Below are 14,415 nucleotides of genomic sequence, written 5' to 3' on the forward strand. Positions count from 1 at the left end.
TTGAAGAAGAGAATAAGTTTATTGGCAGTCCTCCTTGCTCTCGTGTTTGTCCTTTCCGGATGCAGCGAAAGTTCTGAGGCGGACTACGACAAAGAGACGCTGATCAGTCAGGCGGACGCACTCATCTCCAGTTTCAGTCAGATGTCGTCCGAGGAGCTGGACGCTTTCAAAGATGTGAACGAATTGCAGCTGAATCTGACACTGCTTCAGTCCGGATTTAATGTAGATGCGGCCAACTTTACAACGATGATTGATGCCTGGGAAGCAGGAGTCGAGGAGTGCGGCGACTATGTAGAGCATGATGATTTTAAAGTAGAAGAGAGTTCCGGCAGCATCATGCTGACATCAGATGCAAAATACAAGGACAGAGACGCCGAGATTACAATTGAATTTAGCGAAGATTCCAAGATGTTGAGCTTTACAGCCTCAGCCAAGTATACGATGGGAGAGATTCTGAAAAAGGCGGGATTGAATACCGTACTTGGAATGGGAACGGTATTTGTCGTACTGATTTTCATTTCCTTTATTATTTCCCTGTTTGGTCTGATCGGAAAGACACAGCGGAAAAAAACGGAACCAAAACAGGCGGAAGTCTTGAACCATCCGGAGCCGGAAGAAACAGAAGCTTCAGAAGAGACGGCAGAAGATCTGACAGACGATCTGGAACTGGCAGCGGTGATTACCGCGGCAATCGCGGCAAGTGAAGGCACTTCTACAGACGGATTTGTAGTGCGTTCCATTAAAAAAAGAAGAAAAAACAGTCAGTGGAAATAGGAGGAAGCAAATATGAAAAGCTATACAATCACAGTAAATGGAAATGTATATGACGTTACGGTAGAAGAAAACGGCGAGGCAGTTAAGGCTCCGGCGGCTCCGAAAGCCGCGCCGAAGGCCCCTGCAGCACCGAAAGCCGCACCGAAAAACGCTCAGGGAGCAGGAAATATACGTGTTGAGGCAGGAGCAGCCGGAAAGGTATTTAAAATCGAGGCCTCTGTGGGGCAGAAGGTCAAAAGGGGAGACGCAGTTGTCATCATTGAGGCGATGAAGATGGAGATCCCGGTTGTCGCACCGGAAGACGGTACAGTGGCGAGCATTGAATTGGCGGTAGGAGATGCATGTGAAGCCGGAACCTTGCTTGCAACATTAAATTAATGACAACTGACAATGGAGGTTAGAACATGAGCTATATAATAGAGACGTTAGGGCGTCTTGTAGAGCAGACGGCATTTCTGAACCTGACGGTTGGCAACCTGATTATGATTGCGGTGGCATGTGTTTTCCTGTACCTTGCGATTAACAGAGGGTTTGAACCGCTTCTTCTCGTTCCGATTGCTTTTGGGATGCTTCTTGTAAATATCTATCCGGACATTATGTTGTCTTTTGAGGACGCAGAAAACGGTACCGGTGGACTTTTGTATTATTTCTATAAACTGGACGAATGGTCGATTCTTCCGTCCCTGATCTTCATGGGCGTTGGAGCAATGACAGATTTCCGCCCGCTGATTGCCAACCCGAAGAGTTTTCTTTTGGGTGCGGCTGCTCAGTTTGGTATCTTTGCGGCGTACCTGGGAGCGATGGCAATGGGATTCTCTGACAAGGCGGCAGCGGCGATCGCTATCATTGGAGGCGCGGACGGCCCGACTTCCATTTTCCTCTGTGGAAAGCTTCAGCAGACCGCATTGCTTGGCCCGATTGCAGTAGCAGCGTACTCCTACATGGCGCTGGTACCGATCATTCAGCCGCCGATTATGAAGCTTCTGACAACGGAAAAAGAGAGAAAGATCAAGATGGAACAGCTCAGACCGGTATCCAAGCTGGAGGCGATTCTCTTCCCGATTATCGTTACCATCGTTGTCTGCCTCATTCTTCCAACAACAGCACCACTTGTCGGTATGCTGATGCTTGGTAATCTCTTCCGGGAATCCGGAGTGGTAAGACAGCTTACAGAGACAGCTTCTAACGCCCTGATGTACATCGTTGTTATCCTGCTTGGAACTTCTGTCGGCGCCACCACAAGCGCGGAGGCGTTTCTGAACTGGGATACCATCAAGATCGTTATCCTGGGACTGATCGCGTTTGCCTTTGGAACCGCGGCTGGTGTTGTCTTTGGTAAGATTATGTGTTACGCAACCGGCGGCAAAGTGAACCCGCTCATCGGTTCCGCCGGTGTTTCCGCGGTACCGATGGCAGCCAGAGTTTCTCAGAAGGTAGGAGCGGAGGCAGATCCGACGAACTTCCTTCTGATGCATGCGATGGGGCCGAACGTAGCAGGCGTTATTGGAACTGCGGTTGCGGCGGGAACTTTTATGGCGATATTCGGTGTGAAATAAGATCGAGGAGGAGATTGAAATGGCTGAGAAAAAACCAATTAAAATAACAGAGACGATTCTGCGTGACGCACATCAGTCTCTGATCGCAACAAGAATGACGACAGAGCAGATGATGCCGATCGTCGATAAACTGGACAAGGTCGGATATCATTCGGTAGAGTGCTGGGGCGGCGCCACATTTGACGCGTCCTTACGTTTCCTGAAGGAAGATCCGTGGGACAGACTTCGGAAATTCCGTGATGGTTTCAAGAACACGAAGCTTCAGATGCTCTTCCGGGGACAGAATATCCTTGGATATCGTCCGTATGGCGACGATGTGGTAGAGTATTTCGTACAGAAATCTGTTGCGAACGGAATCGATATTATCCGTATTTTTGACTGCCTGAATGATCTTCGGAACCTGAAGACCGCAGTCAAGGCTGCGAATAAAGAAAAGGCTCATGCACAGGTCGCGCTGTCCTATACACTTGGAGATGCTTACACCCTGGAATACTGGGTTGGCAAAGCAAAAGAAATCGAGGAGATGGGGGCGGATTCCATCTGTATCAAAGATATGGCGGGTCTGCTTCTTCCTTATCGGGCAACGGAACTGGTGACAGCTTTAAAAGAAGCGACAAGCCTCCCGATTCAGCTTCACACCCATTATACGTCCGGTGTTGCTTCTATGACGTACTTAAAGGCAGTAGAGGCTGGCGTGGACGTGATCGACACCGCAATGTCACCGTTCGCGCTGGGAACATCCCAGCCGGCGACAGAAGTCATGGTAGAGACATTCAAAGGCACGCCGTATGATACCGGATTCGACCAGAAGCTTCTATCTGAGATCGCAGACTATTTCCGCCCGATCCGGGATCATGCACTGGAAAGCGGACTGCTCAATCCAAAGAACCTCGGCGTCAACATCAAGACACTCCTTTACCAGGTGCCGGGTGGGATGCTCTCCAACCTGACTTCTCAGTTAAAAGAGCAGGGAGCGGAAGACAAGTACTACGACGTATTGGAAGAAGTGCCGAGAGTCCGTAAGGATCTTGGAGAACCGCCGCTTGTCACGCCATCTTCTCAGATCGTAGGAACGCAGGCCGTGTTCAATGTCCTGATGGGTGAACGATACAAGATGGCGACCAAAGAGACAAAAGATATTCTGAAAGGTAAATACGGTGAGACCGTCCGCCCGTTCAACGAGGACGTCAAGAAGAAGTGTCTTGGAGATGAGATCAACGACTGCATTACCTGTCGGCCGGCGGATCTGATTCCAGACGAGCTGGAAACGCTGGAAAACGAAATGAAACAGTGGGAGCAGCAGGACGAAGACGTGCTCACTTACGCTCTCTTTCCGCAGGTGGCTGTGGATTACTTCAAATACCGTCAGGCACAGCAGACGAAGATGGACGAGACGATTGCGGACACCAAAAACGGAAGTTACCCAGTATAATCGCAGAGCTTAGTCCGAAAAAAGACAGAATCCTCGTTTTCCTTTCATGGAATCACATACAGATTTTCAAAGGGACATGTTACGGGATACCGGACATGTCCCTTTCAAATTGCAGAACGATAATACGATATGTTACAAATTTTTTTTGTCCTCTTTTTTGTCGACTCCTGTGAAAAGCTTGTAATTCATTAGAAAAAGCGGTATACTGAACTAGCTATTGTGGACTTTTGGAGGAAATGAATTGTGACAGGTAAAAATGAGTTGCTGGAGAGAATTGAGGATCGGTATGATAAGATGAGCAAGGGTCAGAAGCGGCTCGCGGACTATATCCGTGCTTCTTATGAGAAGGCGGTTTTTATGACGGCATCCAGGCTTGGGGAAGTGGTCGGCGTCAGTGAGTCTACAGTGGTAAGATTTGCGGTTGTTCTCGGATACAAGGGGTATCCTCAGTTCCAGAAAGCATTGGAGGAGCTGGTGAGTAACCGTCTGAATTTTATTCAACGCATGGAGGTGACTTACGGAAGGGTAAGCCAGTCAGAGATTCTGATGAGTGTGCTACAGTCGGATATTGAGAAGATCAAGCTGACGATGGAGCATATTGATCAGAATTCCTTTGAAGCGGCGGTGGATATGATCTTAAACGCAAGGAAAATTTATATTGTGGGGATCAGAAGCTGTGCCGCTCTTGCGAGATTCCTTGGATTTTATCTGAATCTCGTCCGGGACAATGTTATCAGTGTGGATACAAACAGTTCCAGCGAGATTTTTGAGCAGATCGTGCGGATTACGGAGGAGGATGTGATCATCGGCATTAGTTTTCCTAGATATTCCATGCGGACATTAAAGGCACTGGAGTTTGCCAATAACCGGAAAGCAAAGATCATTACGCTGACGGATAGCATCCATTCTCCGATGAATCTGTATTCGTCCTGCAGTCTGATTGCCCGCAGTGATATGGCGTCTGTTGTAGATTCTCTTGTGGCGCCGCTTAGTGTAATCAACGCACTTGTGGTTGCACTTTGTATGAAAAAGCAGGAAGAGGTTGTGGACACTCTTGTGACATTGGAGGAGATCTGGGATGAGTACCAGATTTATTCAAACGATGAGTTGAATCCGGTCAGGGATCAAATGTCAATCCGCTTTCCGGATAAAGAATAAGGAGAACCGAATGGGGAAAATAGCAGTTGTAGGCGGAGGAGCTGCAGGCATGATAGCAGCCATTTTCGCGGCAAGAAATGGAAATCATGTAGAAGTATTTGAGAAAAATGAAAAGCTAGGCAAGAAACTCTACATTACCGGAAAGGGCAGATGTAATCTGACGAATTCCTGCGAGATGGAAGAGCTTCTTGAAGCCGTAGTGACAAATAAGAAATTTTTATACAGTAGTTTTTATGGGTTTACGAACGAAGAGACGATGGACTTTTTTCGGGGAATCGGCCTCAGAATGAAGACAGAGCGAGGAGGCCGGGTATTTCCGGAATCGGATCATTCATCGGATGTGATCCGGGTGTTGAGTGAAGAGATGAAGCGACTTGGAGTCCGGGTACGTCTGCATACGGCGGTTCGCCGGATTGTGGAAAAGGACGGCAGGTTTTCGGCACTGTATCTCGCGGATGGTACGAAGGTGGAGGCGGATGCCTGCATCATAGCTACCGGCGGTAATTCCTACCAGACGACAGGCTCAGATGGAGACGGCTATCGGTTCGCGAGAGAGCTGGGTCATAGTGTGACGGCGATCCGGCCGGCACTGGTGCCGTTGGAGACGAAAGAGGCGTTTGTAAAAGACCTTCAGGGGCTTTCCCTTCGGAATACGGCTATCACGATCCTGGATGGGAGGAAGATACTCTACGAGGATTTTGGTGAGATGCTGTTTACCCATTATGGTGTGAGCGGCCCAATGATATTAAGCGCCAGTTCCTTTATCGGGAAAAAGCTTGAAGAGCGGACACTGAAGCTGCGGATCGACCTGAAGCCGGCGCTGACACCGGAACAGCTTGACGCAAGAATCCTGCGGGATTTTGAAGAGAATCAAAACAGGCAGTTCAAAAACACACTGTCAAAACTTCTTCCATCGAAACTGATTCCAGTTGTGGTAGAGCTTAGCCGGATCCAACCGGAAAAGAAGATTCACGAGATCACAAAGGAAGAGCGGCTAAGGCTTACCGCTTTATTAAAAGGCATGGAGATTACTATCACAGGGCTCAGGGGATTTAACGAAGCTATCATTACCCAAGGCGGTGTTGCTGTGCGGGAGATGAATCCGGCAACGATGGAGTCCAAACTGGTAGGGAATCTGTATTTTGCGGGAGAAGTGCTGGATCTGGACGCAACGACAGGAGGATTTAATCTTCAGATTGCCTGGTCCACCGGAAATGCGGCGGGCTCTTGCGCATTTACCGAATAATCAGGGGAGATCCTGAGAATAAATACAAATATCGGAGGTTTACTTTCATGGGGTATCAGATAGCGATTGACGGACCGGCAGGCGCCGGAAAAAGCACGATAGCAAAGCTCCTTGCAAAGAAGAAGGGGTTTGTCTATGTAGACACGGGAGCAATGTACCGGGGACTTGCCTACTATTTTCTGAGCAGAGGGATTCAGCCGCAGGAGGAAGCAGCCATTGCCAAGGCATGCAATGATGTAAGCATTGACATTGCCTATGAAAATGGAATTCAACAGATCTATGTAAATCATGTCAATGTCACATGCCATCTGCGGGAAGAGGCAGTTGGGAATATGGCGTCCAGAAGTTCCGGGATTGCGGTAGTAAGAGCCAAACTTCTGGAATTACAGAGGGATCTTGCTGAGAAAGAGAACGTGGTTATGGATGGAAGAGATATCGGAACAAGCGTTCTTCCGGATGCGGATCTCAAAATCTTCCTGACCGCAAGTGTTGACACAAGAGCAAGACGAAGGTACAATGAATTGTTGGAAAAGGGAGAATCCTGCGACTACGAAAAGATCGCATCGGATATTGAAGAACGAGACAGAAGAGATATGACAAGAGACATCTCCCCATTATGTCAGGCAGAGGACGCGAGACTTGTTGACAGCTCGGATATGACGATTGAAGAGGTTGTGGAGACAATAGAATCGTTCTGCCGGGAATCAGAATAAACAGACCAAAACCGGGAAGGAGGAGTTGCCGTCACACTTCGGAACGAAGAGAGTAGAAAGACAGAGACGATTGCAACTTGTGCTTGAAGGAGAAAAGTCAGTAACTTATAATAAGTGAAGAGCGAAGAGCAATCGCATAAAAAGATTGGAGTAGGATAGATGAACCAGTTTGTAGATATTCACTGTCACATTCTTCCGGGGGTGGACGATGGTTCCCAGACTCCGGAAGAGACCAAAGCCATGCTTCAAAAGGCATGGGACGAGGGGATTCAGATCATGGTGGCAACCCCTCATTATCACAAGCAGAGAGGGAAAAATGATATCGAACTGATCAAAAAGCAGTTACTTCTGACGAGAAAGCTTGCCAAAGAGGTGCATCCCAAAATGCAGATCTGTCTGGGAATGGAGATCTACTATGGGGAAGATGTGCCCGAGCTTTTAAAGGAAGGAAGGGTAGTCAGCATCCGGAAATCCAGATATATTCTGGTGGAGTTTTCACCGGGTGATGAGTTCCAGTATATCCTCAATGCAGTGAGAAAGCTTCAGATGAGCGGTCATACGGTCATCATTGCTCATATTGAGCGTTATAATTGCCTGAGAAAAGATATTTCTAATGTAGAATATTTACGGGAAATGGGAGCTTATCTTCAGGTGAACACGGGCAGCATTACCGGAAGCTATGGAAGAAGCGTAAAGAAATTTTTAAGAGAAGTATTAAAAGCGCATCTGGTACAGCTTGTAGGGACAGACGCCCATGGCTCCGAGCGGCGTACGCCGAAGATGCAGGAAGCATACAAGGAAGTGGTAAAGCGCTGCGGAGAAGAGTACGCAGATCAGATCTTTGGCCAGAACGCCAAGAAAGTGCTTCGAAATGAAGAGATCGACGAGTACTAAACGAGAATGAATTTAGGAAGGTATAGTGTTTATGGAAGGGACAAACCAGAATGTGAAAGAAAATGATGAGATTACGATTGATCTCACCGAATTGTTTATGACATTATGGAGCAAGGCTCACATGATTATCCTGGCAGGAATCCTGTTGGGACTGTTGGCATTCGTCGGAACAAAGCTGTTTCTCACACCGATTTACACGTCGACGACCAAATTTTATGTGCTGAATAAGACATCGGATACAGGAAGCGTGACATACAACGACCTGCAGACCGGAACCCAGTTGACGAAGGATTATGCGGAGTTGGTTAAGAGCCGCCCGGTGTTGGAGGAAGTCATTTCCGTTTTGAATCTCGATATGGAAACAGAAGAACTGGCTAAGAAAATTACCGTTACCACACCGACAGACACCCGTGTCATGTCCATCAATGTGGAAGATCCGCAGCCGAAGCAGGCAAGAGACATTGCGGACGCGGTACGTCAGGCAGTCAGTATCCAGATCAAAGCGATCATGGATGTAGATTCTGTACAGGCAGTAGAAAACGCCAATCTGCCGGATCACCCAAGTAGCCCGAGCGTAATGAAAAATACGCTCATCGGAGCAATCCTTGGAATCCTGATTGCGGCAGGTATCATTATTCTGGTCTTTATGCTTGATGATACTGTGAAGACCCCGGAAGATGTAGAGACTTATCTTGGTCTGAACGTACTTGCGTCCATTCCGGTATACGATGGAACAAGCGCAAAGAACAAAAAACGTGTAAAAGGGCTCTCAGCCCGCAATTTCCAGAAAAAGACTGCGAAAAAGTAAGGTTTGGGAGGTCTGAAGATGAAAGAAATCGCATTGAACTTAAAGAGTATGCAGGATTATCGGATCAATGAATCCTACAAGCAACTGCGTACAAATATTGAATTTTCCGGAGAGGAGAACAAAATTATTGCGGTCACAAGCTGCACACCGAGTGAAGGAAAGAGTACCGTATCTTTGTCAACGGCATATTCTCTTGCTGAAGCGGGAAAGAAAGTACTTTTTATTGACGCGGATTTAAGAAAGTCCGTTTTGACCGGACGTTATAAGATTTCAGGTGAAATGAAGGGGCTGACTCATTTCCTTTCTGGACAGGGGGATCTTTCTGAGATTTTATGCAAGACGAATGAAAAGGGACTGTTTGTTATTTTTGCAGGCCCGGTACCGCCAAATCCGGCGGAGCTTCTGGGAAGCAAAAAGTTTGCGGCGCTTTTAAAAGAGGCAAGAAACATCTATGATTATATTATTATCGACACTCCTCCGCTTGGAAGTGTGATCGACAGTGCCATCGTATCGGCTGTCTGCGATGCGGCAATCCTTGTCATCTCTGCCAACACGATCAGCTATAAGTTTGCGCGTTCTGTAAAAGACCAGCTCGCAAAGACCGGATGTAATATCCTTGGCGTGGTGCTCAACAAGGTATCTATGAAACAGAATAAGTATTACGGCAAATACTATGGTAAATACTACGGACATTACGGAAGCGATAAATAATCAAAATAGGAGAGCGTAAGATGAGACAAAGGCTATTGACCTTTGCTCTGGTAGTCGGGTGCGCGGCCCTTTTTGCCGTGTCTGCGATTCTTACCATGGCAGAGGATAAAAAAGCACCGGTCATCACGATCGAAGATAAGGATAAAGAAATTACTTACAGAGACGGCGACGACTATGCGGAGCTTCTGGATGGCGTCACTGCCAAAGATAACAGAGACGGGGATGTGACGGATCAAATCTTTGTCGACAGCATTACTGCGGTAAGCGATGGGACAAGAGCGATTGTCCGCTATGCTGTGATTGATAAGAGCAATAATGTCGGCATCAAGACCCGAGTGATCGATTATGAAAGCACGGGAGAAAGCGGACAGGATGCAGGTCAGACAGCAGACAACGAGGACAGCAATTCAGACCAGTCTGAGGCAAAGAGCGAGGAGCAGAAACAAGAGGAAGCAAAAAAGGAAGATACCGCTTCTGATACTGCGAATACAGAAGATACGAAAGAAGATACTTCAAAGGATAAAACGGACGCGGAGAATACCAATGAAGGTGAGCTTAAGCCAAACGGTGTCAACCCGGCGATCCGTCTGACAGAATCTGCAAGGACAATCAAAGTGGGAGAGACGTTTGACATTCTTTCTGTGATTGATCAGGTTGTGGATGACCAGGATGACGTATCGGTTCTTTCCAGACGGATTCATGCGGATGGACAGTATAATACTTCTGTCCCAGGTACATATACGATCCGTTACTATGTGATGGATACCAACAATAATACGTCAAATATTGAAGAGTTTACATTGACGGTACAGTAGGTAAAAAGGGGTGAATAGAAATGCCGCAGAGAAGGGAACAAAGAGAGCGGAGAAGACACCGAGGCTCTCATCAGTATTACGATGAGAAACGGGGAAAACATACCCTGGGGAAGGTCCTAGCGGTTATACAGCTTCTGATTTCCGTGATTTTTGTGGGAATTTTATTTAACAGTGGAATGATTCCGATGAAATATCTGGCAACAGGTGCTGCGGTCCTGTTCGTGCTGTTTGCACTGACATTCGGACTTCAGTTTGCCAGAAGTAAAGTAAATCTTATCGGAGTGATACTGAGTATTCTGATCAGCGCCGCATTGGCGTTTGGAACCTATTACTTTATGAATATGCACAAGGCAATCAGTAATCTGGGGGGAGCTGAGTATAAGACCGACAATATGATTGTAGTCGTAAAGAAAGAGGACAGCGCTCAGTCAATTCTGGATACGGAGAATTATATTTTTGGAGTCCAGACGGCGGCAGACAGGACAAATAATGAAAAAATGCTTACGAAACTGACGACATTGATCGGTCAGGAGCCAAATGTAAAAGAATTTACTACAATTCAGGAGGAAGCACAGGCCCTTCTGGATGGAAGAATTGAGGCTGCAATCTATAATGAGGCATTTAACAGTCTGATTGCGGATGATATTGAAGGATATGAAGACCAGATCCGGATTCTCTACCAATATGGAATCGATACGAAACTGGAGAAGGTGGATCAGAGTGTGACGGAACCATTTAATGTCTATATCAGTGGAATCGACGTGTATGGACCGATTTCCACGAACAGCCGAAGCGATGTCAATATCATTGCGACGGTCAATCCGAAGACACGTCAGGTACTTCTGACAACTACGCCGCGTGACTACTACGTGCTCTTACCGGGCGTTTCCGGAAATCAGAGAGATAAGCTGACACATGCGGGAATCTATGGAGTAGATGTTTCCATGGCGACGCTGGAACAGCTTTATAATACGGATATTAATTATTATGCGAGAGTTAATTTTACTTCGCTGATTGAAATTGTAGATACACTGGGAGGAATCGATGTGAATTCCGAGTATGCTTTCGAAGCACAGGGATATTCATTCCAGAAGGGAGTCAACCACCTGAACGGAAAGCAGGCGCTTGCATTTTCAAGAGAGCGTCACAGCTTTGCATCCGGTGACAACCAGCGTGGAAAGAACCAGGAGGCTGTGATTACAGCCATTATCAATAAGATGCTTGATCCGTCCATGCTGACAAAGGCGATGGATATTGTAAAAGAACTGGACGACTGCGTGGAGACCAACGTATCCATGGATCAGCTTTCCAAGCTGATTCAGATGCAGCTGAACTCAGGAGGAAGCTGGAGTATTCTCACAGACAATGCTATTGGAACAGGAGATTCCAACACCTGTTATTCATCCGGAAGCCAGATGCTCTATGTTATGAATCCAAACGAGGTTTCTGTAAGCAGCATTTCCAGCAAGATCAACCGCATCTTAGGTGGAGAAAAAATTACACAGTGATGACTGTGGAAAAGAATGAGGAGTAAAGTGCTATGAGAAAATGGATGACGGATAAGTTATTTCTTTATCACTGGGTACGGATTTCCATCTTACTGTTTATCTATGACATTATCGTGATGAATGTGTCCTACGGACTGGCTCTGTGGCTCAGATTCGATTTCCGGTTTTCTGATATACCGTATGACTATCTCACTACATGGGTGAAATACATTCCAATCCATACGGCCTGCACATTGATCCTGATGTTTGCCTTTAAACTGTATCGGAGTATGTGGCGGTTTGCGAGTTTTGATGAACTTTCCCGGACGAGCATTGTGTGTGCCATTTCCATGGCACTCCATATCGTAGGGACAACCGTCGTATTCCAGAGAATGCCGATTTCCTATTATGTGATGGGTGGAATCCTGCAGTATATCCTGATCACGGGTATCCGGTTTTCCTACCGGATCTTCCGGATGCTGAAGATCCGTACAACAGCGGCATCGGTATCCAGAGAGATCAAGAATACAATGATCATCGGGGCAGGCGAAGCAGGGCGTGCGATTATAAGCGAGTTTAACAAAAGCGGTGATAAGATGCACACAAAAATCTGCTGCATCATCGATGACAATAAAAACAAAAAGAACCGTTACATCGATGGAATTCCGATTGTTGGAACAAGAGAAGATATTCCCCAAATGGTAAAAAAATACCAGATACAGAAGATTATCTTTGCGATTCCGACTATTTCTGCTTCCGAGAAGAAGAAGATCTTGGAGATTTGTAAAGAGACGGGATGCGAGATGCAGATTGTACCGGCGGTATATCAGCTTGTCAACGGTGAAGTGAAGGTAAGTTCTATCCGCCCGGTTGAAATCGAAGAGCTTCTCGGACGTGAAAGCATCCGTATGGATCTTGCGGAGATTTCAGCCTATGTCAAAGACAAGATCGTACTTGTCACGGGAGGAGGCGGTTCTATTGGAAGCGAACTTTGCAGGCAGATTGCGGCCTATGGAGCGAAACAGCTCATTATCTTTGATATTTATGAAAATAATGCCTACGATATTGAACAGGAGCTTCGCAGAAAATACCCTTCCATGAATCTGGTGGCATTGATCGGCTCGGTGAGAGATACCGGATGTCTGGAAAAAGTATTTTCCACTTACCATCCACAGCTTATTTTCCATGCGGCGGCGCATAAACATGTTCCTCTTATGGAGACAAGCCCAAATGAGGCAATCAAGAACAATGTATTTGGTACCTATAATACGGCAAGATTTGCCAATGAATACGGTGCAGAGAAATTTGTCTTGATTTCTACGGATAAAGCTGTCAACCCGACAAACATCATGGGAGCCAGCAAGCGGATGTGCGAGATGGTGATTCAGATGATGTCTCGCCATTCCAAAGGCACGACCTTTGCGGCGGTACGTTTCGGGAATGTACTCGGAAGCAACGGAAGCGTTATTCCGTTGTTCAAAAGACAGATTGCGGAGGGCGGACCGGTCACTGTCACACATCCGGATATTATCCGGTACTTTATGACAATTCCGGAGGCAGTATCCCTGGTGCTGACGGCAGGTTCCTATGCGGAAGGAGGAGAAATCTTCGTTCTGGATATGGGAGAACCGGTCAAGATTCTGGATCTTGCCACGAATTTAATTAAACTTTCCGGACTCAAACCGGGAGTGGATATTGAAATCAAATTCACGGGCTTACGACCTGGGGAGAAGCTCTACGAAGAGCTTCTGATGGCAGAGGAAGGACTGCATAAAACAGATAACAATCTTATTTTTATCGGGGAACCGATTGATATGGATGACGACAGATTCCTCATGCAGCTCGCAGAACTGAAAGATGCATGTTACAAAGAAGTGACAGACGTAAAAGAGCGTGTGTCTGAGATTGTAACAACGTATCGATATAAAAAAGAAGATTAATATCTATCTAAAGGAAAAAGTCTAACGGACATAAAATATCTGAACCAAATCAAATCGTCGCTTTGTCGCGTTTGAATGGGAAAGTGGTCATTATTGTATATCGTGCTTCATCTGGAATTTTTCCAGGTGAAATGGCGAAGCATACCCTTTTTACTTTTCAGGGATTTGGAAAGTAAAAAGAGTATGCTTTTTTTCATACAATCAGACTTTTCCGTTACAAGCTCTTTGGATTTTATCCGGCAAAGCCACATTTGAAGAAAGAGGACTTCTATGTGGTATGTAGTACAGGTACGCACCGGTACCGAGAAAGAGATCATCACACAATGTGAAAAAAAGATCGATCACGGGATCTTAAAGCGTTGCTTTGTCCCTTACTATGAAGCAATGAAGAAGTACAAAGGAGAATGGCACCTGGAACGGAAAATCCTGTTTCCGGGATACGTCTTTATGATTACCGATGAGGTAGAATCACTCTATCTCGAATTGAAAAGCATTATCGGACTTACCAAACTGATCGGAACAGGAAGAGAGGTCATTCCGCTCAAGAAAGAAGAGGTAGATTTCCTGACCGCGTTTGGAAAAGAACGGCAGGTGGTCGAAATGTCGACAGGAATTTTGGAAAACGGCTGTGTCCATATCACAGACGGTCCGCTGAAAGGGCGGGAGGCCATGATTCGCAAAATCGACCGGCACAAACGCAAAGCCTCCCTGGAGATTCCGATGTTCGGAAGAATCCTGGAGACACAGGCCGGCCTTGAGATCGTAGAAAAAAGATAATAGAAAAAGGAAGCTTGGAATATTCCAGGCTTTTTTTAGTGCAGGAAAAGGAGTGAGGGAAGATGACGAAGAGAAAAAATATCCCATTTTCGCCACCGGATATT

14 protein-coding genes are annotated in these 14,415 nt (G+C 46.5%); all 14 read left to right on the forward strand.

What is annotated here, in order from left to right; all coding sequences use genetic code 11:
• The 14 genes from AOA56_RS05765 to loaP all read left to right on the forward strand — a co-directional run bounded on the left by AOA56_RS05765 (nt 1) and on the right by loaP (nt 14,311).
• Nucleotides 1–774, forward strand: a complete 774-nt coding sequence (locus tag AOA56_RS05765) for an OadG family transporter subunit (RefSeq protein WP_024732291.1) — start codon at nt 1–3, stop codon at nt 772–774.
• Between the two features lie 12 nt (nt 775–786).
• Nucleotides 787–1,152, forward strand: coding sequence for a biotin/lipoyl-containing protein (locus tag AOA56_RS05770; protein ID WP_024732292.1), 366 nt, complete (start codon nt 787–789; stop codon nt 1,150–1,152).
• Nucleotides 1,153–1,178: 26 nt separating this feature from the next.
• Entirely contained in the window at nt 1,179–2,330 is a 1,152-nt protein-coding gene (locus AOA56_RS05775) for a sodium ion-translocating decarboxylase subunit beta (RefSeq protein WP_024732293.1), read from the forward strand.
• Nucleotides 2,331–2,349: 19 nt separating this feature from the next.
• On the forward strand, nt 2,350–3,762 hold the full coding sequence (locus AOA56_RS05780) for an oxaloacetate decarboxylase subunit alpha (RefSeq protein WP_024732294.1): 1,413 nt from the start codon (nt 2,350–2,352) through the stop codon (nt 3,760–3,762).
• A gap of 243 nt (nt 3,763–4,005) precedes the next feature.
• Nucleotides 4,006–4,920: a MurR/RpiR family transcriptional regulator gene (locus AOA56_RS05785; protein WP_024732295.1), complete on the forward strand. Its 915-nt coding sequence runs from the start codon at nt 4,006–4,008 to the stop codon at nt 4,918–4,920.
• 10 nt (nt 4,921–4,930) lie between these two features.
• Complete coding sequence (locus tag AOA56_RS05790) at nt 4,931–6,166, forward strand: BaiN/RdsA family NAD(P)/FAD-dependent oxidoreductase (protein ID WP_024732296.1); 1,236 nt, start codon at nt 4,931–4,933, stop codon at nt 6,164–6,166.
• Between the two features lie 47 nt (nt 6,167–6,213).
• The gene (cmk, locus tag AOA56_RS05795) at nt 6,214–6,879 is read left to right on the forward strand and encodes a (d)CMP kinase (protein ID WP_024732297.1); all 666 of its coding nucleotides are present in this window, start codon (nt 6,214–6,216) and stop codon (nt 6,877–6,879) included.
• A gap of 159 nt (nt 6,880–7,038) precedes the next feature.
• Nucleotides 7,039–7,773, forward strand: coding sequence for a CpsB/CapC family capsule biosynthesis tyrosine phosphatase (locus tag AOA56_RS05800; protein WP_024732298.1), 735 nt, complete (start codon nt 7,039–7,041; stop codon nt 7,771–7,773).
• Between the two features lie 31 nt (nt 7,774–7,804).
• Nucleotides 7,805–8,581 (forward strand): YveK family protein, encoded by a 777-nt coding sequence (locus AOA56_RS05805; RefSeq protein WP_024732299.1) that lies wholly within the window; start codon nt 7,805–7,807, stop codon nt 8,579–8,581.
• A gap of 18 nt (nt 8,582–8,599) precedes the next feature.
• The gene (locus AOA56_RS05810) at nt 8,600–9,292 is read left to right on the forward strand and encodes a polysaccharide biosynthesis tyrosine autokinase (protein WP_024732300.1); all 693 of its coding nucleotides are present in this window, start codon (nt 8,600–8,602) and stop codon (nt 9,290–9,292) included.
• Nucleotides 9,293–9,312: 20 nt separating this feature from the next.
• Nucleotides 9,313–10,107, forward strand: coding sequence for an immunoglobulin-like domain-containing protein (locus AOA56_RS05815; protein WP_024732301.1), 795 nt, complete (start codon nt 9,313–9,315; stop codon nt 10,105–10,107).
• A 20-nt stretch (nt 10,108–10,127) separates the two neighbouring features.
• Nucleotides 10,128–11,615: an LCP family protein gene (locus AOA56_RS05820; RefSeq protein WP_082349876.1), complete on the forward strand. Its 1,488-nt coding sequence runs from the start codon at nt 10,128–10,130 to the stop codon at nt 11,613–11,615.
• A gap of 32 nt (nt 11,616–11,647) precedes the next feature.
• Nucleotides 11,648–13,534 carry a polysaccharide biosynthesis protein gene (locus tag AOA56_RS05825; RefSeq protein WP_117493576.1) on the forward strand — a complete coding sequence of 629 codons (1,887 nt, stop codon included), beginning with the start codon at nt 11,648–11,650 and terminating at the stop codon, nt 13,532–13,534.
• A gap of 270 nt (nt 13,535–13,804) precedes the next feature.
• Complete coding sequence (gene loaP / locus AOA56_RS05830) at nt 13,805–14,311, forward strand: antiterminator LoaP (RefSeq protein ID WP_024732304.1); 507 nt, start codon at nt 13,805–13,807, stop codon at nt 14,309–14,311.
• Nucleotides 14,312–14,415: the final 104 nt, after the last annotated feature.

Origin of the sequence: Sellimonas intestinalis, from assembly GCF_001280875.1 — a bacterium.
Classification (GTDB): domain Bacteria; phylum Bacillota; class Clostridia; order Lachnospirales; family Lachnospiraceae; genus Sellimonas; species Sellimonas intestinalis.

Coding starts and splice junctions, on each gene's coding strand:
- AOA56_RS05770 (WP_024732292.1), top strand. CDS start 787: ATGAAAAGCTATACAATCACAGTAAATGGAAATGTATATGACGTTACG.
- AOA56_RS05775 (WP_024732293.1), top strand. CDS start 1,179: ATGAGCTATATAATAGAGACGTTAGGGCGTCTTGTAGAGCAGACGGCA.
- AOA56_RS05780 (WP_024732294.1), top strand. CDS start 2,350: ATGGCTGAGAAAAAACCAATTAAAATAACAGAGACGATTCTGCGTGAC.
- AOA56_RS05790 (WP_024732296.1), top strand. CDS start 4,931: ATGGGGAAAATAGCAGTTGTAGGCGGAGGAGCTGCAGGCATGATAGCA.
- cmk (WP_024732297.1), top strand. CDS start 6,214: ATGGGGTATCAGATAGCGATTGACGGACCGGCAGGCGCCGGAAAAAGC.
- AOA56_RS05800 (WP_024732298.1), top strand. CDS start 7,039: ATGAACCAGTTTGTAGATATTCACTGTCACATTCTTCCGGGGGTGGAC.
- AOA56_RS05805 (WP_024732299.1), top strand. CDS start 7,805: ATGGAAGGGACAAACCAGAATGTGAAAGAAAATGATGAGATTACGATT.
- AOA56_RS05810 (WP_024732300.1), top strand. CDS start 8,600: ATGAAAGAAATCGCATTGAACTTAAAGAGTATGCAGGATTATCGGATC.
- AOA56_RS05815 (WP_024732301.1), top strand. CDS start 9,313: ATGAGACAAAGGCTATTGACCTTTGCTCTGGTAGTCGGGTGCGCGGCC.
- AOA56_RS05820 (WP_082349876.1), top strand. CDS start 10,128: ATGCCGCAGAGAAGGGAACAAAGAGAGCGGAGAAGACACCGAGGCTCT.
- AOA56_RS05825 (WP_117493576.1), top strand. CDS start 11,648: ATGAGAAAATGGATGACGGATAAGTTATTTCTTTATCACTGGGTACGG.
- loaP (WP_024732304.1), top strand. CDS start 13,805: ATGTGGTATGTAGTACAGGTACGCACCGGTACCGAGAAAGAGATCATC.